This window comes from Achromobacter sp. 413638 (assembly GCF_043119405.1).
Classification (GTDB): Bacteria; Pseudomonadota; Gammaproteobacteria; order Burkholderiales; family Burkholderiaceae_B; genus Achromobacter.
In genome coordinates this window covers 26,047-46,457 of sequence record NZ_JBICCO010000009.1, presented here as the reverse complement: position 1 = coordinate 46,457, position 20,411 = coordinate 26,047, and the positions used below count along the sequence as shown (strand labels likewise).

17 protein-coding genes are annotated in these 20,411 nt (G+C 69.8%); 9 read left to right on the top strand and 8 right to left on the bottom strand.

Going from position 1 to position 20,411, the window contains the following annotated elements:
• The first annotated feature begins 70 nt into the window (after window positions 1-70).
• Window positions 71-967, top strand: coding sequence for a LysR family transcriptional regulator (locus ACEU5R_RS05910; protein WP_392409435.1), 897 nt, complete (start codon window positions 71-73; stop codon window positions 965-967).
• A gap of 105 nt (window positions 968-1,072) precedes the next feature.
• On the opposite strand, the gene ACEU5R_RS05905 is transcribed toward ACEU5R_RS05910, so the two are convergent.
• The 4 genes from ACEU5R_RS05905 to ACEU5R_RS05890 form a co-directional block, all read right to left on the bottom strand.
• Window positions 1,073-4,264: a tetrathionate reductase subunit A gene (locus ACEU5R_RS05905; RefSeq protein ID WP_392409509.1), complete on the bottom strand. Its 3,192-nt coding sequence runs from the start codon at window positions 4,262-4,264 to the stop codon at window positions 1,073-1,075.
• A gap of 76 nt (window positions 4,265-4,340) precedes the next feature.
• The gene (nrfD, locus tag ACEU5R_RS05900; protein ID WP_392409433.1) at window positions 4,341-5,375 is read right to left on the bottom strand and encodes an NrfD/PsrC family molybdoenzyme membrane anchor subunit; all 1,035 of its coding nucleotides are present in this window, start codon (window positions 5,373-5,375) and stop codon (window positions 4,341-4,343) included.
• A gap of 18 nt (window positions 5,376-5,393) precedes the next feature.
• On the bottom strand, window positions 5,394-6,164 hold the full coding sequence (gene dsrO, locus ACEU5R_RS05895) for a sulfate reduction electron transfer complex DsrMKJOP subunit DsrO (protein WP_392409431.1): 771 nt from the start codon (window positions 6,162-6,164) through the stop codon (window positions 5,394-5,396).
• A 242-nt stretch (window positions 6,165-6,406) separates the two neighbouring features.
• Window positions 6,407-7,012: a DNA-deoxyinosine glycosylase gene (locus ACEU5R_RS05890; protein WP_103275009.1), complete on the bottom strand. Its 606-nt coding sequence runs from the start codon at window positions 7,010-7,012 to the stop codon at window positions 6,407-6,409.
• Window positions 7,013-7,207: 195 nt separating this feature from the next.
• On the opposite strand from ACEU5R_RS05890, the gene ACEU5R_RS05885 reads away from it, so the two are divergent.
• Window positions 7,208-8,047: a pirin family protein gene (locus tag ACEU5R_RS05885; protein WP_103275010.1), complete on the top strand. Its 840-nt coding sequence runs from the start codon at window positions 7,208-7,210 to the stop codon at window positions 8,045-8,047.
• Between the two features lie 150 nt (window positions 8,048-8,197).
• Here the strand turns inward: ACEU5R_RS05885 and greB are convergent, their stop codons facing one another.
• From greB to ACEU5R_RS05870, 3 genes are all read right to left on the bottom strand, one after another.
• The gene (gene greB, locus ACEU5R_RS05880; protein WP_392409428.1) at window positions 8,198-8,749 is read right to left on the bottom strand and encodes a transcription elongation factor GreB; all 552 of its coding nucleotides are present in this window, start codon (window positions 8,747-8,749) and stop codon (window positions 8,198-8,200) included.
• 64 nt (window positions 8,750-8,813) lie between these two features.
• On the bottom strand, window positions 8,814-9,659 hold the full coding sequence (locus ACEU5R_RS05875) for a 3',5'-nucleoside bisphosphate phosphatase (protein ID WP_103275012.1): 846 nt from the start codon (window positions 9,657-9,659) through the stop codon (window positions 8,814-8,816).
• Window positions 9,660-9,761: 102 nt separating this feature from the next.
• Entirely contained in the window at window positions 9,762-10,697 is a 936-nt protein-coding gene (locus ACEU5R_RS05870) for an alpha/beta fold hydrolase (protein WP_392409426.1), read from the bottom strand.
• 264 nt (window positions 10,698-10,961) lie between these two features.
• Between ACEU5R_RS05870 and cfa the strand changes: the two genes are divergently transcribed.
• The gene (gene cfa / locus ACEU5R_RS05865; RefSeq protein ID WP_103275014.1) at window positions 10,962-12,161 is read left to right on the top strand and encodes a cyclopropane fatty acyl phospholipid synthase; all 1,200 of its coding nucleotides are present in this window, start codon (window positions 10,962-10,964) and stop codon (window positions 12,159-12,161) included.
• A gap of 164 nt (window positions 12,162-12,325) precedes the next feature.
• Here the strand turns inward: cfa and ACEU5R_RS05860 are convergent, their stop codons facing one another.
• Complete coding sequence (locus tag ACEU5R_RS05860) at window positions 12,326-13,936, bottom strand: GMC family oxidoreductase (RefSeq protein WP_103275015.1); 1,611 nt, start codon at window positions 13,934-13,936, stop codon at window positions 12,326-12,328.
• A 185-nt stretch (window positions 13,937-14,121) separates the two neighbouring features.
• Between ACEU5R_RS05860 and ACEU5R_RS05855 the strand changes: the two genes are divergently transcribed.
• From ACEU5R_RS05855 to ACEU5R_RS05830, 6 genes are all read left to right on the top strand, one after another.
• Entirely contained in the window at window positions 14,122-15,009 is an 888-nt protein-coding gene (locus tag ACEU5R_RS05855) for a LysR family transcriptional regulator (RefSeq protein WP_103275016.1), read from the top strand.
• A gap of 224 nt (window positions 15,010-15,233) precedes the next feature.
• Complete coding sequence (locus ACEU5R_RS05850; RefSeq protein WP_392409424.1) at window positions 15,234-16,022, top strand: SDR family oxidoreductase; 789 nt, start codon at window positions 15,234-15,236, stop codon at window positions 16,020-16,022.
• A gap of 51 nt (window positions 16,023-16,073) precedes the next feature.
• Window positions 16,074-17,318, top strand: coding sequence for a styrene monooxygenase/indole monooxygenase family protein (locus ACEU5R_RS05845; protein WP_392409422.1), 1,245 nt, complete (start codon window positions 16,074-16,076; stop codon window positions 17,316-17,318).
• 24 nt (window positions 17,319-17,342) lie between these two features.
• On the top strand, window positions 17,343-17,930 hold the full coding sequence (locus ACEU5R_RS05840) for a flavin reductase family protein (protein ID WP_392409421.1): 588 nt from the start codon (window positions 17,343-17,345) through the stop codon (window positions 17,928-17,930).
• Window positions 17,927-18,718 carry a cyclase family protein gene (locus tag ACEU5R_RS05835; protein ID WP_392409420.1) on the top strand — a complete coding sequence of 264 codons (792 nt, stop codon included), beginning with the start codon at window positions 17,927-17,929 and terminating at the stop codon, window positions 18,716-18,718. Before ACEU5R_RS05840 ends, ACEU5R_RS05835 begins: the two co-directional genes overlap by 4 nt.
• A complete protein-coding gene (locus ACEU5R_RS05830) occupies window positions 18,715-20,322 on the top strand; it encodes a phytoene desaturase family protein (protein WP_392409419.1) in 1,608 nt (535 codons plus the stop codon). Before ACEU5R_RS05835 ends, ACEU5R_RS05830 begins: the two co-directional genes overlap by 4 nt.
• Window positions 20,323-20,411 lie beyond the last annotated feature (89 nt).

Here is a 20,411-nt window from a genome sequence, read left to right as displayed (position 1 = left end):
CAAGGACTTCATCGTGATTCATTCGCATGCGGAATGGAAATTCTAATTCCGCACATATACTATTCGTCGTATGCATGATCTTCGCCGCATCGACCTCAACCTGCTGTTGACGCTCCAGGCGCTCCTGGCGGAAAAGCATGTCACCCGCGCCGCCTTGCGCCTGTACAAAAGCCAGCCGGCGGTGAGCCACGCGCTGGCGCAGCTGCGCGACATCTTCCAGGATCCGCTGCTGACCCGCCAGGGCGGCGGCATGGCCCTGACGCCGCGCGCGCGGGGGCTGCAGCAACCGCTGGAAGCGGCGCTCGGGCAACTCAACGCGCTGTTGCACAAGGGCGAATTCGACGCCTCGCGAGCCGTGCGCCGCTTTCGCGTGGCGCTGTCCGACTATGCGGCCCACCTGCTGCTGCCGCCGCTGCTGCGGCAACTGCGCGCCCAGGCGCCGGGGATAGACCTGGCCATCAGCCAGGCCAGCCGCGAGGCCATGCTGGCGCAACTGGCCGACGGGGAAATCGACCTGGCGCTGGGCGTCTTTCCGGACGCGCCCGGCGACATCAAGCGCGAGACGCTGTTCGAGGAACACTTCGTCAGCGTTGCCGACCGGCGATCGCTGCCCCCCAGGGGCGGCCTGCCGTTGCCGCAATGGCTGGAGCGCCCCCACGTATTGGTCGCGATGCGGCCCGACGCCGAAAACGAGATCGACGCCGCGCTGAAGGCGCAGGGCCTGCGCCGGCATGTCGCCCTGACGCTGCCGCACTGGAGCGCGTCGACGGAAGTGCTGGCCGGCACCGACCTGATCCTGACGGTTGCCAGCAGGGCCCTGGCGAACGTCGCCTCAGGCAAGGCCTTGAGACAGTTCAAGCCGCCCTTCGACCTGCCGCCATTCTCATTCCAGCAGGCATGGCACGGCAGGCGCGATTCCGATCCAGCGCTTTGCTGGCTGAGAAGCGTCGTGATCAGCTGCTGTTAGCGCGGATTGGCGCGGGCCAGCGCCGCCAGGAAACCAGGCGCGAACGAAAACAGGCGCCGCCCACGCGGGCGGCGCCTGTACTCACGGACGAACCGACGGATCCGTCTAGACGCGCTCGATCCTGGCCGGCAAGCCCTGCCGCACCGCCGCGCCCGATACCCAGTCGATCCACACATTGGCATGCGCCCCGCGCGTGGGATCGCCGAAGCCCAGGTCGTTCAGGTTCACGCCTGCGGCCAGCGCCGGATTGTGCGGCATGGCCTTGCCGTCGACCACGTGCTCGCGCGCGCCCAGCTCGGTATGCCCGTAGCCATGCTCGATGCCCACCGCGCCCGGCTGGATGCCGTCGCGCAGCAGCGCCAGCCCGATCACCGACCCGCCCGGCGTGACGATGCGGACCTTGTCACCGTTGCGCAGCCCCAGCCGCTCGCCATCCTGGCGGTTGATCGACACGGGGTTGTGCGGATGCACCTGGCGCAGCCGGTCCACGCCGATCGAGATCGAGCTCATCAGGTTGGACTTGAAGGAGCTGAGCAGGAAGGGCCAGTCCTGGCGCGGATATTCGGCGCGCACGTCGCGGCCGTCGGCCAGGCGCGCCGGATACCAGGTCGGGCAGCCGCTGTAGCGCTCGCCGGTCATGGCATGCCGAAAGCCCGCCAGCTCCTCGCTCCAGACCTGCAGCGGCTTGGCCCAGGCCTGGCGCGTCTGCCCGGCCTCGGTCCAGGCGTCCTGCATGCGGTCGAAGCGCCCGCCCCGGCTCATCAGCATCGCCACCTGGCGCCACTCGCCCGGCTTGAGCTTGGCCTGCAGCAGCGCGGCGTAGCGGTCCACGCCAGTCAGCGCCATGTCGTCGTCGCTGGCCTCTGGCACGGGCTTGCCGGCGGCGTAGGCGATGTTGGCCATGCCGCGCAGGAAGAAGTCCTCGGGTGTGTCCAGCGCGTACTTGGCGCCGTCCTTGTCCGTGATGGCGCCGGCGCCGAAGCCCGGCATGCCCAGGCGCTTGGCGCAGGCGATCAGGAAGGTTTCCAGGCACACCGGCTCGTCCGTGGCGGTGCGTGCCACGCGCGGCTGCACGGCGGGCCAGCGCACGGTGGAGGCCTTGGCGATCACGTCCGCCCAGGGCGCGGACATGCCCCAGCTTTCATAGGTCACAGTGTCCGGCACGATGTAGTCGGCCAGCGCGCTGGTCTCGTTGATGAACGGATTGATCGAGACGGCCAGCGGCAGCGCGCGCGGATCCTTGAGCTTGTCGGCCAGGGCCTGGCGAAAGCCCGCGATGCCGTAGACCGGATTGCTCATGTGGTTGAACCAGACCTTGGCGCGGTACGGGTAGCCCGCCAGCGCCGAGGCCAGCATTTCCGAGCTGAGTCCGCCGGTGGCCGGATACCAGGGCGCGGCGGCCGGATAGGCCGGCTGGCCCGCCGCCTTCTTGCGCTTGAATTCGCTCGACTTCTCGTAGGGGAAGCGATTGCGCGACAGGCCCACGCCCTTGGGCGTGGCGCGGTTGGCGAAGCCGGCGATGTTGTAGCGTGGGCCCGCGCCATAGGGCGGAAACGGACCGGCGTCCAGCACCAGCCCGCCCTCCACGTTCAGGTTGCCGACCAGCGTGTTCAGCATGGCGATGGCATAGGCGGTGTAGAAGCCCGCGCCGCTCATCGTGCCGCCGTGGGCATCGGCCACGGCGCGCTTGCCGTAGCTGGTGAAGCGCCGGGCCAGTTCGGCGATCTTGTCCGCCGGCACGCCGCAGAGCGCGGCGTACTCATCCAGCGTCTTGCGGCGCGCTTCCTCGCGCAGCAGCCACAGGGCGCTGCGCACGGCCAGCGCGCCGGGCGCGCCGTCCAGGCCGGGCGTCGCCACGGCGTCCTCGACGTACAGCTGCGCCTCGGCCGCGACGGTGTGCGGCGCCAGCGTGCCGTCGGCCAGGCGCACCACGTACACGTCTTCCCATTTCTCGTCGGCGTCGGCCGGCTTGGCCCAGCCCAGGTCGGCGCCGCGCAGGAAGCTGCCCATGCGCGGATGACCGGGTTCGGCCACCACCAGATGGGTGGCGTTGGTCCAGGCCGCCTCGCCGGCCGCCTTCATGGCCTGCGGGCCGGGCTGGGCCAGCGCGCGCGCGTCGTGGCGCTCGTTATCCAGGATCCAACGGATCAGGCCCATCGCCAGCGCCAGGTCGCTGGCCGGGTTGACCGGCACCCATTCATTGCCCGAACCGGCCGACAGGCTGGACGAGGCCGGCAGCACGGGCGACACCACCACATACTGGAAGCCCTCTTCCTGCGGCCGCGTGCGCGCCTCGGCCAGCTGCCGCGCCTGGCGCTGGAACGGGTTGCCGGCCTGGGCCGGCGCCGCGCCGATGAACAGGCCGAAGCGCGCGTTGTCCCAATCCGGCTTGCCGTGCGGCATGCCTTTCAGGTCGCCCAGCGCGGCGCCCGCGCCCACGCGGAAGCTCTGTCCGCAGTATGAACCGTGGTTGCCGAAATTGACCGTGCCGAAGGACTGGCCCGCGAAGCGCTGGATCAGCGGCGTGCGGCCCTCGTTCGACGCGTCGGTGAACAGGAACTGGTTGACCTTGGCGCCGTACTCCGGGTTGGCCGGATCCAGCGGCGTCTCGCGGTCGTAGATCGCGCGCAGGCCGTCCACATGGCCCTCGCCGAACAGGTCGCCGCCCTCGCACACTTCCTGCACCAGCTGTTCGAAGGAAATGGTCTGCCACTTGCCGGCGCCGCGCGGACCGACGCGCTTGAGCGGCTGCAGCACGCGATACGGGCTGTGCAGCTGCTCCAGCATGGCCGAGCCGCGCGCACAGGACGTGGCGCGGCCTTCCAGGCCGTTGTCGCCGCCCAGCTGCGCGTAGACTTCACGCACCGGCGTCTCCATGGCGGCCGGGCGCGTAGTGGCCAGCGGATGATACGGATTGCCGGCCACGCGCAGGATGCGGTTTTCCTTGACGTCCACGCGCAGGCGTACGCCGCACTGCGTCCAGCAGCCCAGGCAGCTCGACGGGCTGACCGTCTGTCCCGGCTGGGCGCTCAGCACGCCGGAGACCGGATCGATGCGGAACTCGGGCGTCAACGAATTGCCTCGCACCGCATGCGCCGTGGGCGCGCCGGCCGTGCCTTGCGCCAGGCCCTTGACGGCCTTGACCACGGTCTCGCCGTAGCCGGCGGCGAACGCGGCCATGCCGCCCGCCACCACGCCGCCGCGCAGCATCAGCTTGCGCCGGGCTTCGTCGCGCGGCTGTTCCGGCGCCGCGTCCTGTCTTGATTCCTGCGCCGATTGCCGCGCGTCCCGCGCCATGCCGGGCGTGCCGGTCTTGTCGTCTTCGTGTTGCTTGTCCATAGCTACTCTTTCCTCAATCCTTTCTGCCGCCGGCTCAGGCCGACACGCCGCGGTCACGGGCCGGGAACAGGTCCAGCGCGTAAGTCACCGCCGCGACCAGCGCCACGCACAGACCCAGCACGCCCGCCATGCCCAGCAGCCCGTCGCTGCCCCAGGGCATGTCGTACAGGTACAGGCCGGCGCCATACTTCGGCACGCCCTGCACGCTCATGAACACCACCCAGCGGAAGATCCAGGCCGCCGCCAGCATGGTCAGCGCCAGCGCGCCCGAGGCCAGCGGCGTGGCCAGCGCGCGGGCCGGCTTCTGCAGCAGGCCGACGATGCAGAAGCCCGTGGCGACCGCGCCGGCCAGGCTGATGCGCCAGATCGGGAATTCGCGGAACAGGCGCAGCGCGGCCTCGAACGACGGGTCCACGCCCAGCAGGCCCAGCACGGCCCAGGCCCCCGCGCCCAGCGCCATCAGCACCACCGCGCTCAGGCTGAGCTGGCGCAGCATGTCCACCGGCAGCGCCTTGAGCCCGCCGGGCAGCCAGCGCGCCACCAGGAACATGGCGCCCAGCGCGCCCAGCCAGGCGGTCAGCGCGAAGTTCACCGGCAGGAACACCGTGTGCCACAGCGGCCGCGAGCGCAGCACCATGACCTCGGCGCCGGTGTAGACCAGGATGGACACGGCCGACAGGGCCAGCGCCACGCCCAGCAGGCGCATCAGGCCCGTGCGGCCCCACCACCAGGCCGCGCCGAACAGCACGGCCAGCCCCACGAAGCAGGGCAGCAGCAAGGCGCCCAGCCACATCCACGACCAGGGCGTGGCATGCGCGTAGAAATGCCAGAAGCGGCCCGGCTGGTGCAGGTCGGCCAGCAGCGAGATGGGCGCGGCGATGGCGCTGACCAGCAGCACCGCCACCGCCGACGGCAACAGCCGCCGCGCCGGCGAGCCGGGCCGGCCAAAGGCCGCGAAGGCCGCCGTCAGCGCCGTCGTGGCGCTGATGCCGACCAGGAAGAAATACTGCACGGCCCAGGGCAGCCAGGCGGCGTCGTAGACCGGCGTGAGCAATTCAGAAATCTGCATGAAAATCCCCTTCCCGTCTCAATGTCCGCCGGCCAGCCGCACGCCGCCCTGGCCGTCCACCTGATGCACGAACGCGTCGGGCAATCCGATGTAATAGACGTGCGGATCGGTCTTCATCTCGGGCTTGAGCACCTTGATGTCGGCCTTGTTCTCGGCCATCAGGCGCGAGATCGCGCTGTCCGGATCGTTCAGGTCGCCGATGATGCGCGCGCCGCCCACGCAACTTTCCACGCAGGCCGGCAGCAGGCCGACCTCGAGCCGGTGCTCGCAGAACGTGCACTTGTCGGCGGTCTGGGTCTCGTGGTTGATGAAGCGCGCGTCATACGGACAGGCCTGCACGCAGTAGGCGCAACCCACGCAGCGTTCGTTGTCGACCAGCACGATGCCGTCCTCGCGCTGGAAGGTGGCCTGCACCGGACAGACCGGCACGCAGGGCGGGTTGTCGCAGTGGTTGCACAGGCGCGGCAGCATGACCATGGCGGCCTGGCCCTGGTCGGGCACGACCTCGTACTGCAGCACGGTGGTGCGGAACTGCCCCACTGGCGGCTGGTTCTCCAGCGAACAGCTGACCGTACAGGACTGGCAGCCGATGCACTTGCGCATGTCCACCAGCATGCCGTAGCGCTTGCCAGCCATGCCCGGCCGCCGTGGCGGCTGGCCGTTGATGCCGGGCATGGCCTCGGCGTGTATCGGTATGACGGTGGCCGCGGCCCCCAGCCCGAGCAATCCCTTCAGGAAGCCTCGCTTGCCCGGGAGAGGGGTTTCCGGGGGGCTTGGGGGGGTACGCATATGCTTCTCCGTGCTTTCAGCTAGTTGTTGGAATTAACTTATCACCCGGAGTTATATAGAGCGTTGACCTGGATCAATTAGGGGACGGAATAGTGGGAAAATCGCGGTCCGGCCGCGCCTGGACGCACATGGACGCGCGCGAATGCCCGGCGGCGGGCGACGGATGACGTCTGACGGCCACAGGCGACAGACGGCGGCGGGCGGCGGCATCCGCCGGCCGGAAAGGCAACGGGCGTGGGCGCTCAGCCCTGCCCGGCGGGCAGGCTCAAGCCAGACCGCCAGGCGGCCAGCTTCTGTTCATAGCTGATGGCGGCATGCGCCGGGCTGGTCGACGGCAGGTCCAGGCAGACGAGCGGGTCGGCCAGCGCAGCCGGCAGCGACGGCAGCACCTGGCGCCGGAACAGGCTGGCGGCCTTGCCGCCGTTCAGGCAAACGCGGCGCAGCCGCGGATGCGCGCGCAGGAAGCCGGCGAAGTCGTTGGGCACCGCATTGCGGATGTCGGCGTCCAGGCTGCCTTCGCGCTCGCACCCTTGCAGCACGTCCCACAAGGCCACGCCGGCCTGCGTCAAGCGCTCCAGCCGCAAGGCATAGTCCAGCGCCGGATCGAAACCCAGGATCTCGGCCGCGATCGGCCAGAAGGCGTTGCGCGGATGCGCATAGTAGCGGCCCTGGCGCAGCGAGATGGCGCCGGGCATGGAGCCCAGCACCAGCACCCGGGCCTGCGGCGTCGTCACCGGGGCGAAGCCCTGCAGGACCGGCGCGTCCGCCGGCGCCGCCCCGTCCCGCGCGTGGCGCGCGGCCTGGCTGGCGGGCCGCCCGGCGGCAGGAGCGCTGTCTGTCTTTTTCATGCCGCAAGGATAGCGCGCCGTTCGCGGACGTCGATTGCCGGACGGCGCAAGCCCGATGCGCGATGCCGGCCCGTGATCGTCCGATGGATGGAACGGTGCTTGCCAGCGGCGGCACTACCGCTATGGCCGGGCCGCCCTTATCTTCTTACTCATGACGAACGGCCCCGCAGGGGCCGCGCAACAGGAACTGACGCCATGAAGAAGATCCTCGGCCTGCACGCCAGCCCCCGTCCCCACTGGGTGGGCGACGGCTTTCCGGTGCGCTCGCTGTTCTCGTACAACGACAGGGACAAGGACACCAGCCCCTTCCTGCTGCTGGACTACGCCGGCCCGGCGCATTTCGAGCCGGCCGGGCGTCCGCGCGGCGTGGGCCAGCACCCGCATCGCGGCTTCGAGACCGTGACCATCGTCTACAGCGGCGAGGTCGCGCACCGCGACTCCGCCGGCAATGGCGGCGTCATCGGTCCCGGCGACGTGCAGTGGATGACGGCGGCCTCGGGCATCGTGCACGAGGAATTCCATTCCGACGCGTTCACCCGCCAGGGCGGCGAGCTGGAAATGGTGCAGCTGTGGGTCAACCTGCCCGCCAAGGACAAGATGGGGCCGGCCGGCTACCAGGGCATCCAGGCCGCCGACATCCCGTCCGTGGATCTGCCCGACGGCGCCGGCACGCTGCGCGTGATCGCCGGCAGCTATGCGGGCCACGCGGGGCCGGCGCGCACCCATACGCCGATGGATGTCTGGGACGTGCGGTTGGCGGCCGGCAAGTCGGCGCGCTTTCCGATCGCATCGGGCCGCAACAGCATGCTGGTGGCGCTGCGCGGCACGCTGTTGGTGAACGGCGAGTCGGTGGCGCGCGATGCGCAGCTGGCGCTGTTCTCGCGGGACGGCGAGGACATTACGGTCGAAGCCAACAACGACGCCGTCTTCCTGGTGCTGTCGGGCGAGCCGATCGACGAGCCTGTGGTGGGTTACGGCCCGTTCGTGATGAACACGCAGGCGGAAATCGTGCAGGCCTTCGCCGATTTCAGGTAGACGGCCACCCCCGAGGCGCTCACGCGCCTCCCACTCATGGGGGCGCCGCTGCGGACCGGCAAAGCCGGCTCCGCGCGGCCCCGGTCACAGCGTTCTTGCAGTGGTCGGCGATGCCAGACTTGCAGCCTCTCTTGCTGGCGAGGATCCGCATCAACCCGGATACCGTACTTCCAGGATATCCAGTTCCTCGATGCCGCCCGGCGTGCGCAGCACCACGGTGTCGCCTTCCCTGGCCTTGATCAGCGCGCGCGCCACGGGCGAGATCCAGCTGATCTTGCCGGCCAGCGGCTCGGCCTCGTCCACGCCGACGATGGTGACGGTGTGGTCCTCGCCGGCCTTGTCCGAGTACAGCACGGTGGCGCCGAAAAAGACCTGGTCGCGGTTGGGCTGGATGGCGGGATCGACCACTTCGGCGATGTCCAGGCGCTTGGTCAGGAAGCGCATGCGGCGGTCGATCTCGCGCAGACGTTTCTTGCCGTAGAGATAATCGCCGTTCTCGGAACGGTCGCCATTGGACGCCGCCCAGGACACCACCTGCACCACCGAGGGCCGCTCCACGTTCATCAGGTGCGCGAGTTCGCCGCGCAGCCGCTCGTAGCCTTCGGGCGTCATGTAATTCTTGGTGCCCGCCGGCAGGGCCTGGGCCTGTGGCAGGTCATCGTCGTCATCGTTGTCGGATTCTTTGACAAAGGCTTTGTTCATGGCGGCGGCGCCGCGTGGGCGCGATCAGGATCAATGGCGTGGCGGAGCGGACGCGGGGCGTCCGCTAGAACCAGTCGTGCCAGACTGGCTTCAGGTCCGGCGGCAGCGCGGGCAGGCGCCCGAGATCCATCCGGCTTTCCGTGGGGCTGTGGAAGTCCGAGCCGCGCGAGGCCAGGAAGCCGTAGCGACGCGCCACGTCGGCGTACTTGCGGGCCTCGTCGGCCGTATGGCTGCCGGTGTTCACTTCGATGCCCTCGCCGCCCAGCTCGATGAACTCATCGAACAGCGCGGCGAATTGCAGCGGCGTGTACTTGTAGCGGCCCGGGTGCGCGATGACGGCGCGCCCGCCGGCGCCGCGTATCCAGCCCACGGCCTCGGCCAGCGTGGCCCATTGCATCGGCACGTGGCCGGCGCAATCGTCGCCCAGATACTTGTTGAAGACGGTCTGCACATCCGGGCAATAGCCGGCCTCGACCAGGTAGCGGGCGAAGTGGGTGCGGCTGATCAGCTCGGGATTGCCGGCGAAGGGCAGCGCGCCCTCGTAGGCGCCGGGCATGCCCATGCCAGCCAGCCGCTCGCCGATGCGCTTGGCGCGCTCGGCGCGGCCGGCGCGGGTCTTGCGCAGGCCCTCGGCCAGCGCCACGTTGGACGGGTCGAACCGCAGGCCCACGACATGCACCGTCAGGCCGGCCCAGGTGACAGAGATCTCGACCCCGGTGGCGAAGCGCATGCCCAGTTCCCGGGCGGCCCCGGCGGCCTCGGCCAGTCCGCCGATCTCGTCGTGATCGGTCAGGGCCCAGACATCCACGCCGTTGGCATGCGCCCGCGCCGCCACCTCGCGCGGCGCGAGCGCGCCGTCCGAAACGGTGGAATGGCAATGCAGGTCGATGTTCAGAATGGGCGAGGTCATGGGCCTATTGTAGAGAAGCGGGAAATTGCTGCACAGCGCCGCGACCGCGCCACTGCCCGCCCCACGGGGCCGGCCGGCGTCCCCGTTTCCCCGCCAGCAGCGTCAGTCCAGCAGGAAGGCGGCCACAGGCTCTATCTGCGCGTCCGACATCAGCGTGGGCGCATGGCCCACGCCCGGTATCACGACCGCGCGCGCCCGCGGATTGCGCTGAAGCATTTCGTCCACGGTGACGGTTGTCAGCAAATCGGACTGTTCGCCGCGCACGATCAGCACCGGGCAATCCGTGCCCACATAGCATTGCCACAACAGCTGCTCCCCCGCCGCCAGTTCCTGCGGGGTCTGCGCGGCCAGCGGCTGCGCCAGCGCCAGGTCGTAATGCTTGACCCAGCGCCCGTCCTGCTCGGGATAGACGTAGCGGGCCAGCTGCGCCCATTGCTCGTCGCTGTGCGGCCCGAACGGCAGCGAATCGGCGCGCATCGCCGCGACCGCCTGCTCGAAGGAATCGAACTCGCGCGGCATGCCCACGTACTGGCCGATGCGGGCCAGCGCGCCCAGCTCCAGCCGGGGGCCGACGTCGTTCAGCACCATGCGATCGAAATGCAGCCCTTCCTGCGCCGGCGGCATGCCCGGATGCGGTCGCATGGCCGCCGCGGCCCGCGAAAACGCCGCCGAGCCCGACAGCGCCATGCCGATCAAGCCGCCCATCGACGTGCCGACCCACGCCAGCCGCGCCGGCTTCAGGCGCGCGATCAGCGTGACCATGTCCGCCGCGTACTGCGGCACGGTGTAGAACGCGGGATTGGCCAGCCAGTCGGAACGGCCGCGTCCGACCACGTCGGGGCAGACCACGCGATAACGCCCGGCCAGCCGTCGCGCCAGCGCGTCGAAATCGCGGCCGGTGCGCGTCAGGCCGTGCACGCAGACCAATACCTGGTCGTTGGCCGGATCGCCCCATTCCCAGTAGGCCATGCGGTGCAGGCCGGCCGGACTGGCGCAGGTGACATATTCCAGGCAGGGTTCCAGGCTGGCTTGCCGCATCGAGACGCTCCAAATCGCGAAGATGGCCGGTATCTTATCGGATGCGCCGCAGGCGCGCGCGGCCCGCCCGCCCCTTTTTCCCGACGCGGCGTCAGGGACTTTCAGATTCCTGTGAGGCTTGTGTTGCAGGATATAGTGGTTAAGATTGGTTCAGCCTATCGCCGCCATTCAATCATTGCATTGGATGCGCGCGCGCTTTGGGGCCAAAGTAGCCAGCTTCACGCCTTGCCAGATCAGTCATCCCCGAATTGATATGGAGTCCACATGGAGCAAAGCAGTCCCTCCTCCGTCGATCACGATCGTCATGCTTCCCCGCCGGGAGCCGCCCAGCATGCCTCCCCGCCTCCCGAACCGCCCCGCGTGCTGCAGGACCTGCTGGCCCGCGCCGACGTGCAGCTCAACGGCTCGCGTCCCTGGGACATCCAGGTACATGACAAGCACATGTACGAACGCGTCTTCACCAGCTGGTCGCTGGGCCTGGGCGAGTCCTACATGGACGGCGAGTGGGACTGCGACGCGCTTGACGAGCTGTTCACCCGCCTCCTGCGCGCCGACCTGGGATCGGCCGCCATGGGTATCGCGCGCGTCAAGCTGATCGCCGAGCATCTGCGCCACAAGCTGTTCAACCTGCAGTCCAAGAGTCGCGCCTTCGAAGTCGGCGAACAGCACTACGACGCCGGCAACGACGTGTTCGAAGCCATGCTCGACAGCCGCATGATCTATTCCTGCGCCTATTGGGAAAACGCCGCGACGCTGGAAGAAGCCCAGTACGCCAAGCTCGACATGATCTGCCGCAAGCTGCGTCTCAAGCCCGGCGAGACGCTGCTGGACATCGGCTGCGGCTGGGGCGGGCTGGCCAAGTTCGCCGCCGAGAACTACGGCGTGAAAGTCACCGGCGTGACCGTATCCAAGGAACAGCTGGCGCTGGCGCAGCAGCGCGTGCAGGGCCTGCCGGTGGAACTGCTGCTGCAGGACTACCGCGACCTGCAGGGCAGCTTCGACAAGGTCGTCTCGGTAGGCATGTTCGAGCACGTGGGTCCGAAGAACTACGACACCTACTTCACCAACGTGCAGCGGCTGATGGCCCCCGAAGGCATCTTCCTGCTGCACACCATCGGCATCGCCGCCACCAGCCAGAGCACCGATCCCTGGATCGACCGCTACGTGTTCCCCAACGGCAAGCTGCCCTCGGCGGTGGAAATATCCACCGCCGTCGAAGGCCGCTTCATCATCGAGGACTGGCACAACTTCGGCGCCGACTACGATCGCACGCTGATGGCCTGGTGGGACCGGTTCCAGCGCGCCTGGCCGCAGCTGGAGGCACGCTACGGCAAGCGCTTCTACCGCATGTGGCAGTACTACCTGATGTGCTGCGCCGGCTTCTTCCGCTCGCGCGAAGGCCAGCTCTGGCAGGTGATCCTGACCCATCCGCAACGCGGCGACACCTATCGTTCGCTGCGCTAGAGGGGGGAAGGCCCACCCCCGAGCGCTACGCGCCCCCCTCAAGGGGGCGCCGCTGCGGACCGGCAGAGCCGGATCCGCGGGCCCCGCTTGGAATGGCTACGGCCTACGTTTGGGATAGCTACCGTCAACACTTGCGGCGGCCGCCGCGCAGGATGCCGGGGACCTTACGAGCCCGCTGCATCCTCGCGGATCATGTCGGCCGCCCGCTCCGCGATCATGATGGTCGGCGAATTGGTGTTGCCCGAGGTGATCAGGGGCATGATCGAGGCGTCGGCGATGCGCAATCCTTCCAGCCCGTGCACGCGCAGGCGCGCGTCCACCACCGCGCCCTGGTCCGGTCGCCGGCCCATCGCGCAGGTGCCCACCGGATGGAAGATGGTGGTGCCGATCTTGCCGGCCGCCTGGCGCAGCTCGTCCTCGCTGCGGTAGGCCGGACCGGGCAGCCATTCCTCGGGCCGGTAGCGGCTCAACGCGGGCGAGGCCGCGATGCGCCGCGCCAGCCGTATCGAATCGGCCGCCACCTTCAGGTCTTCATCCGTGCTCAGGTAGTTGGGCCGGATCAGCGGCGCCGCCTGCGCATCGGCCCCCTGCGTGTGCACGCTGCCGCGCGACGTGGGCCGCAGGTTGCACACGCTGGCCGTGAAGGCGTCGAAGCTGTGCAACGGTTCGCCGAAAGCGCCCAGCGACAGCGGCTGCACGTGGAATTCCACGTTGGCGCGGGCCTGGCCTTCGTCCGAGCGGGCGAACAGGCCCAGCTGCGACGGCGCCATGCTCATCGGACCGCTGCGCTTGAGCAGGTATTCCAGGCCGATGCCGGCCTTGCCCCACCAGGTGGCGGCCAGCCGGTTCAGCGTCTTGACGCCCTGCACCTTGATGATGACGCGCAGTTGCAGATGATCCTGCAGGTTCTCGCCCACGCCGGGCAGCGCGTGGCGGATATCGATGCCGGCCTCGCGCAGGCGCGCCGGCTCGCCCACGCCGGACAGTTCCAACAGCTGGGGCGTATTGACCGCGCCGGCGGCCAGCACCACCTCGCGCCGCGCGCGCACGGTCTGCTCGCGGCCGTCGCGCAGCAGGCGCAGGCCGACACAGCGCATGCCCTCGAACAGCAGCTCGCGCGCATGGGCGCCGGTCAGCACCTGCAGATTGGCGCGCTGGCGCACCGGCCTCAGGAAGGCCTTGGAGGTGTTCCAGCGCCAGCCGCCGCGCTGGTTCACTTCGAAGTAGCCGCTGCCGAAGTTGTCGCCGCGATTGAAATCGTCCACCGGCGGGATGCCGGCCTGGTCCGCCGCCTGGGCGAAGGCTTCCAGGATGTCCCAGCGCAGCCGCTGCGACTCCACCCGCCACTCGCCGCCCGCGCCATGATGCTCGGACGCGCCGCGATGATGGTCCTCGCTGCGCTTGAACACGGGCAGCACCCGGTCCCAGCTCCAGGCTTCGTCACCGCTCAGCGCGGCCCACTGGTCGTAGTCCTCGCGCTGACCGCGCATGTAGATCATGCCGTTGATGGACGAGCAGCCGCCCAGCACGCGGCCGCGCGGATAGATCAGCGAGCGTCCGCCCAGGCCGGGCTCGCTGGCCGTGCGGTACATCCAGTCGGTGCGCGGATTGCCGATGCAATGCAGATAGCCGACGGGAATGTGGATCCAGTGGTAGTTGTCGCGCCCGCCGGCCTCCAGCAGCAGCACCCGCGTTGCCGGATCGCGGCTCAGCCGGTTGGCCAGCACGCAGCCGGCCGACCCCGCGCCCACGATGATGTAGTCGTATGTCTCCATATGCGCTTCTTATGGTTGTTGCCCCGGTTTTGCAGGCCGGGAAAACCGCCCGGGCCTTACCGTCCCGGGGGCGTCCGCTGTTTTGCCGTCACTTTCGCCCAGGCGTCCACGGCTGTCCAATGATTTGTTGAAAAGCGCTTCATAAGCATCTCTAATAAAGCTCAGCCCACTTTCCGGATCCGGCCATGGACCTGAAGCACATCCGCAGCTTTGCCGCCGTGGCGCGCGAAGGCAACCTGACGCGCGCCGCCGAGCACCTGCACCTGACCCAGCCCGCGCTCAGCCTGCAGCTCAAGAACTTCCAGGAATCGCTGGACCTGACGCTGTTCTCGCGCAGCGCGCAGGGTCTGTCGCCCAACGCCGACGGCCGCGCGCTGCTGCCGCCGGCGCTGCGCGTGCTGGACGCGCTGGACGATTTCCAGCGCGCCATCGCCACGCTGCGCGACACGCTGCAGGGCGAATTGAGGCTGGGCACCATCCTCGATCCGGAGTTCCTGCGCCTGGGCGCCGCCTTGCGGCACCTGATGGCGCGCTATCCCAAGCTGCGGCCCATGCTGCGCCACGGCATGTCCGGCTCGGCGGCGCGGCTGGTGCGCGCGGGCGAGCTGGACGCGGGATACTTCCTCGGCCCGCTGGACGCGCCGCGCGCCCAGCCGGCGCTGCACGCGCAGCCGCTGGCCGCTTTCTCCTACTACGTGGTCGCGCCCAAGGGCTGGGGTCAGATGGTCAGCGGCCGGGGCTGGAAGGAGATCGCCGCCCTGCCCTGGATCTGGACGCCGCCGGACTCGGTCCACCATCGCCTGCTGGCGCGCAAGTTCGCCGAGCTGGATGCCGTGCCCAACGCGGTGGCCGAGGTCGACCAGGAGGCATCCATGCTGGATCTGGTGCGCTCGGGCGTGGGCCTGTCGCTGGCGCGCGACTCGCTGGCCCTGCGCGAATCGCAGACGCACGGCCTGCTGCTGGTGCAGGGACTGGAGATCCGCACCGAGCTGTCCTTCGTCTGCCTGGCCTCGCGCAGCGGGGAACCGCTGGTGGCGGCCGCCTTCGACGCGGTGCGCGCGGCCTTCTCCTGATATGGCAGCCGCGCGTCTGCACGCAGCGGACAACGCGCGCGCTATCCGGACAGCCGACATGACGCCGCGTAAATAAACACGCAATACCGGCATTGCGCGGATAGCAGGCGCAGGTCCCGGCTATGTCCGCGCGCCCCCCCGGCCACACCATGCGTCTCAATGAAACCGCGGCGCCAGGCGCAAGCGCCCGCCGCGAACGAGGCCAACTCAAAAGGGGAAATCGCATGAAGGATCTGGAAGGCAAGGTCGCCATCGTCACCGGCGGCGCCACCCTGATCGGCGCGGGCGTGGTGCGCGCGCTGCGCGGCTACGGCGTACGCGTCGCCGTGCTGGACGTGGACGGCGCGGGCGGCGAGAAGGTCGCCGCCGCAGACCCGCAAGGCTGCCGCGCCTGGCAGGTCGACATCACCGACGACGCGCGACTGGAACAGTGCGTGGCCGAGGCCGCCAGGCACTTCGGCCGGCTGGACTTCCTGGTCAACCTGGCCGCCACCTACCTGGACGACGGCGCGGCATCGGGCCGCGCGGACTGGCTGCGCGCGCTGGACATCAACCTGGTCAGCGCGGTCATGGCCGCGCGCGCCGCGCGCCCCCACCTGGTGGCGGCCGGCGGCGGCGCCATCGTCAACTTCACCAGCATCTCGGCCAAGGCCGCGCAGACGGGCCGCTGGCTCTATCCGGTGTCCAAGGCCGCGCTGGTGCAGCTCACACGCAACATGGCGATGGACTTCGCCGGCGACCGCATCCGCGTCAATTCGGTGTCGCCAGGCTGGACCTGGTCGCGCGTGATGGACGAGATCACCGGCGGCGACCGCGCCAAGACCGACCGCGTGGCCGCCGACTACCACCTGCTCGGCCGCGTCGGCGATCCGCGCGAAGTCGCCGACGTGGTGGCCTTCCTGCTGTCGGGACACGCGTCCTTCGTCACCGGCGCCGACTACGCGGTCGACGGCGGCTATTCGGCCATGGGTCCCGAGCAGGCCAAGCCCGCCATTCCGCGCCTGGCCGAGTAAGGCCCGCGCCATCCTTCGCCGCAATCCGGACATTCCATTCAGGAGAACTTGATGACTCGAATCGCAATCGTGGGCGGCGGCCAGGCGGGCATGCCGCTGGCCCTGGGCCTGCTGGACAAAGGCTATGACGTCACCGTGGCCACCAACCGCAAGCCCGACGAGGTGCGCGCCGGCCAGGTCATGTCCAGCCAGTGCATCTTCGACCCGGCGCTGCGGATCGAGCGCGACCTGGGCATCGACGAATGGGGCGATGCCTGTCCGCCTGTCCAGGGCATCGGCTTCGCCGTGCCGCATCCCGAGCAGGCCGGCGCCAAGGCCATCGACTGGGCCGCGCCGCTGGACCGCCCGGCCCAGGCCGTGGACCAGCGCCTGAAGATGCCAGTGTGGCTGGAGCGCTTCGCCGCCCGCGGCGGCAATCTGCTGATCCAGGACGTGGGCGTGGCCGAGCTGGAAGCGCTGGCGCAAAGCCACGACCTGGTCATCCTGGCCGCCGGCAAGGGCGAGGTGGTCAAGCTGTTCGAGCGCGACGCCGCGCGCTCGCAGTTCGACAAGCCGCAACGCGCGCTGGCGCTGACCTATGTGCACGGCCTGGCGCCCACGCCAGACCATTCGCGCGTGTCCTTCAACCTGGTGCCCGGCGTCGGCGAGTACTTCGTGTTCCCCGCGCTGACGCTCAGCGGCCCCTGCGACATCATGGTGTTCGAGGGCGTGCCCGGCGGCCCGCTGGACTGCTGGCGCGACCTCAAATCGCCAGCCGAGCACCTGGCCGCGAGCAAGCGTTTCCTGGACACCTACCTGCCCTGGGAAGGCGCGCGCGCCGCCAAGGTGGAACTGACCGACGCCAAGGGCATCCTGGCCGGCGCCTTCGCGCCCACCATCCGCAAGCCGGTGATGACGCTGCCATCCGGCAAGCTGGTGTTCGGCCTGGGCGACGCGGTGGTGGTCAACGATCCGGTCACCGGCCAGGGTTCGAACAACGCCACCAAAGCGGCCAAGGTCTACCTGGACGCGATCCTGGCGCACGGCGACGCGCCTTACACGCGCGCATGGATGGAACAGACCTTCGAGCGCTATTGGGACTACGCCAAGTGGGTGGTGCAATGGACCAACTCGCTGCTGCTGCCGCCCCCGCCGCACATCCTGCAGGTGCTGGGCGCGGCGCAGCAGTCGCCGGGGCTGGCCGGCCTCATCGCCAACGGCTTCAATCATCCGCCCAGCTACTTCCCCTGGTGGAGCGACGCCGCCGAGGCCGGCGAGCTGCTCAAGCGCCACCAGGCCGTGGCGCGCGCCGCCTGACCGCCCGTGCATGAGGAACGCAGCATGAGCACGCTCCTGGCCGTCCGGCAATGCCATGAAGCCCCCGCCTGCTCCGCCTGGGGCAGCGTCGACCTGGCGCCCCGGGCGCTGCGCGACCTGCTGGGCAGCTACCCGACCGGCGTGGCCATCGTCACGACGCGCGCCGCCGACGGCCGCAACGTGGGGCTGACCATCAATTCCTTCGCCTCGCTGTCGCTGGATCCGCCGCTGGTGCTGTGGAGCCTGGTGAACCGCTCGCCCAACCTGGCGGTGTTCCGCGACAGCGCGCATTTCGCGATCAACATCCTGGCCAGCGGACATGAAGCATTGGCGCGGCGCTTCGCCGATCCGGCGGTGCCGGACAAGTTCGCCGACGTGACGGTGCGCGAGACGCCGGAGGGCGTGGCTGCCATCGACGGCGCGTTGGCCACCCTGGTCTGCGTCCACGACCACTGCCGCACGGTGGGCGACCATCTGCTGCTGGTCGGCCAGGTGGTGCGCGTGGCCAGCCAGCCCAGCGAACCGCTGGTGTTCCATGCCGGCCGCTTCACCTCGGTGCCGGCCCGCGCCCCGGCCGTCCCGCCATCCCAACCCGGAGATTCCCAGCCATGAGCGCCCCGGCCCTCCTGCCCGAACTGGCCCTGCGCATGGCGCGGGGCGCCGTCCGCGTGGTCGACCTGACCCAGACCCTGTCACCCTCGTTCCCGGCGCTGCAGCTGCCGCCGCAATTCGGTCAGGTGCAGGCCTTCAAGATCGAACGCATCTCGCACTACGACGAAGCCGGCCCCGGCTGGTACTGGAACAACTTCTCCTGTGGCGAGCACACCGGCACGCACTTCGACGCCCCGGTCCACTGGATCAGCGGCCGCGACCATCCCGCCAACAGCGTCGACACCATCGCGCCCGAGCACTTCATCGCGCCGGCCGTGGTGCTGGACGCCAGCGCCGAGGTCGCGCAGGACGAAGACTGGCTGCTGACCGTGGAATTCATCCAGGACTGGGAACGTCGCCACGGCCGCATCCCGCCGCGTGCCTGGGTGCTGCTGCGCAGCGACTGGTCGCGACGCGCGCAGGACCCGGCCGCCTTCCTCAACCTGCGCGAGGACGGCGCACACACGCCCGGTCCGACGCAGGAAGCCGTGCAATGGCTGATCCGCGAGCGCGACGCGCACGGCTTCGGCGTGGAGACCATCAACACCGATGCCGGTCAATCCTATGCCTGGCCGCTGCCCTATCCCTGCCACACGCTGATGCACGGCGCCAACCGCTACGGCCTGCAATGCCTGAAGAACCTGGATCAGCTGCCGCCGCAGGGCGCCATGATCCTGGCCGCGCCGCTGAAGATCGAGGGCGGCTCGGGCAGCCCCTTGCGCGTGCTGGCGCTGGTGGAGCAGGCATGAGCGCGCCAAGCGAAACCCAGGTGGTGTTCGTCGGCAGCGGCATCAATTCGCTGGTCGGCGCGGCGCTGCTGGCCGTGCGCGGCAAGCGCGTGCTGGTGCTGGAACGCAACGACCGGCTCGGCGGCTGCATCCGCACCGAGGAACTGTTCCCCGGCTACCGGCACGAGGTGTTCTCGTCCTGGCATCCGCTATTCGTCGGCAGCCCGGGCTATGCCGAACTCAAGTCCGAGCTGGAACAGGCCGGGCTGGAAGTGCTGTGCGGCGACTATTCGACCGGCCTGGTCGGCCCCGACGGCCGGGGCCTGGCGCTCAGGCAGGACATGGCCGACGCCGCCCGGCGGCTGGACGCGTTGTCGCCCGGCGACGGCCAGGCCCTGCAGGACATGGCCGCGCGCATGTTCGGCGAGGACGCCGCGCTGACCTTCGGCCTGCTGGGCAAGAACCCCTACAGCTGGGACCTGCTCAAGCTGCTGTACAGCGAATGGCGCAAGCGCGGCCTGGACGGCATGACCGCCTTCGCCGCCGGCGCGCTGGAGAATTTCCGCCGCTGGTCCGAGCGCACGCTGCGCTCGGACGCGGCGCGCGCGCTGATCGCGCCCTGGACCCTGCATTCCGGCCTGGGGCCGGACGATGCCGGTTCGGCGCTGATCGGCAAGCTGACCTTTGCCGCCGTGGTCAGCGGCGGCATGCCCGTGATCAAGGGCGGCGGCAGCCGGCTGGTCGAGGCGCTGGCCCGCGTCATCGAGAATCGCGGCGGCCAGCTGCTGACCAACGCGCAGGTGGACCGCGTGCTGGTCGAGGGCCAGGGACGGCGCGCCCGCGCCGCCGGCGTGCAACTGGCAGATGGCCACCGCGTGCGCGCCCGCGACGCCGTGGTCTGCAACGTCACGCCGCAACAACTCTACGGCCAGCTGCTGCCCGACGCGCCGCCGCCGGCGCGCGAGCGCGCGCAAGCCTATCGCTACGGCCGTGGCTGCATGCAGCTGCATTTCGCGCTGAACGCGCCGCCAGCCTGGATGGAGCCCGAGCTGGTCAAGGTGCCGCTGGTGCACCTGACCGAAAGCCTGGAGCAGGTCTGCGCCTCGGTCACCGAGGCCAACAACGGCCTCTTGCCCGCGTGTCCGACGCTGGCCATCGGCCAGCCCGTGGCGGTGGACCCGTCGCGCGCGCCTGACGGCGGCTGGATTCTTTGGATCCAGATGCAGGAGATGCCCGCGCGCCTGAAGGGCGACGCCGCCGGCCAGATCGACACGCCCGCCGACGGCCGCTGGAACGAGGCCGTGCGCGAGGCCTATGCCGACCGCGTGCAGGCCCGCCTGGAACGCGTCATGCCCGGACTGGCCGAGCGCATCGTCGGCCGCCGCGCCTACTCGCCGGCCGACCTGGAGGCGCTGAACTGCAACCTGGTCGGCGGCGATCCGTACTCGGGCATCTGCTCGCCCGACCAGTTCTTCTGGCTGCGCCCCTTCGCCAGCGGCGGCGGCGCGCGCGGCCACCGCACGCCGGTCGCCGGCCTGTATCACATCGGCGCGTCCACCCACCCCGGTCCCGGACTGGGCGCGGGCTCGGGCACGCTGGTCGCCCGGGAGATCGCGCGGAAATAGCGGCCCGACGCCCCGGGCCTTGCCACACCTTCCGGCGCGCGGATCCGTCCGCGCGCCCGGGACGGCCGCGCGCGTCGTCCGCCCATCAA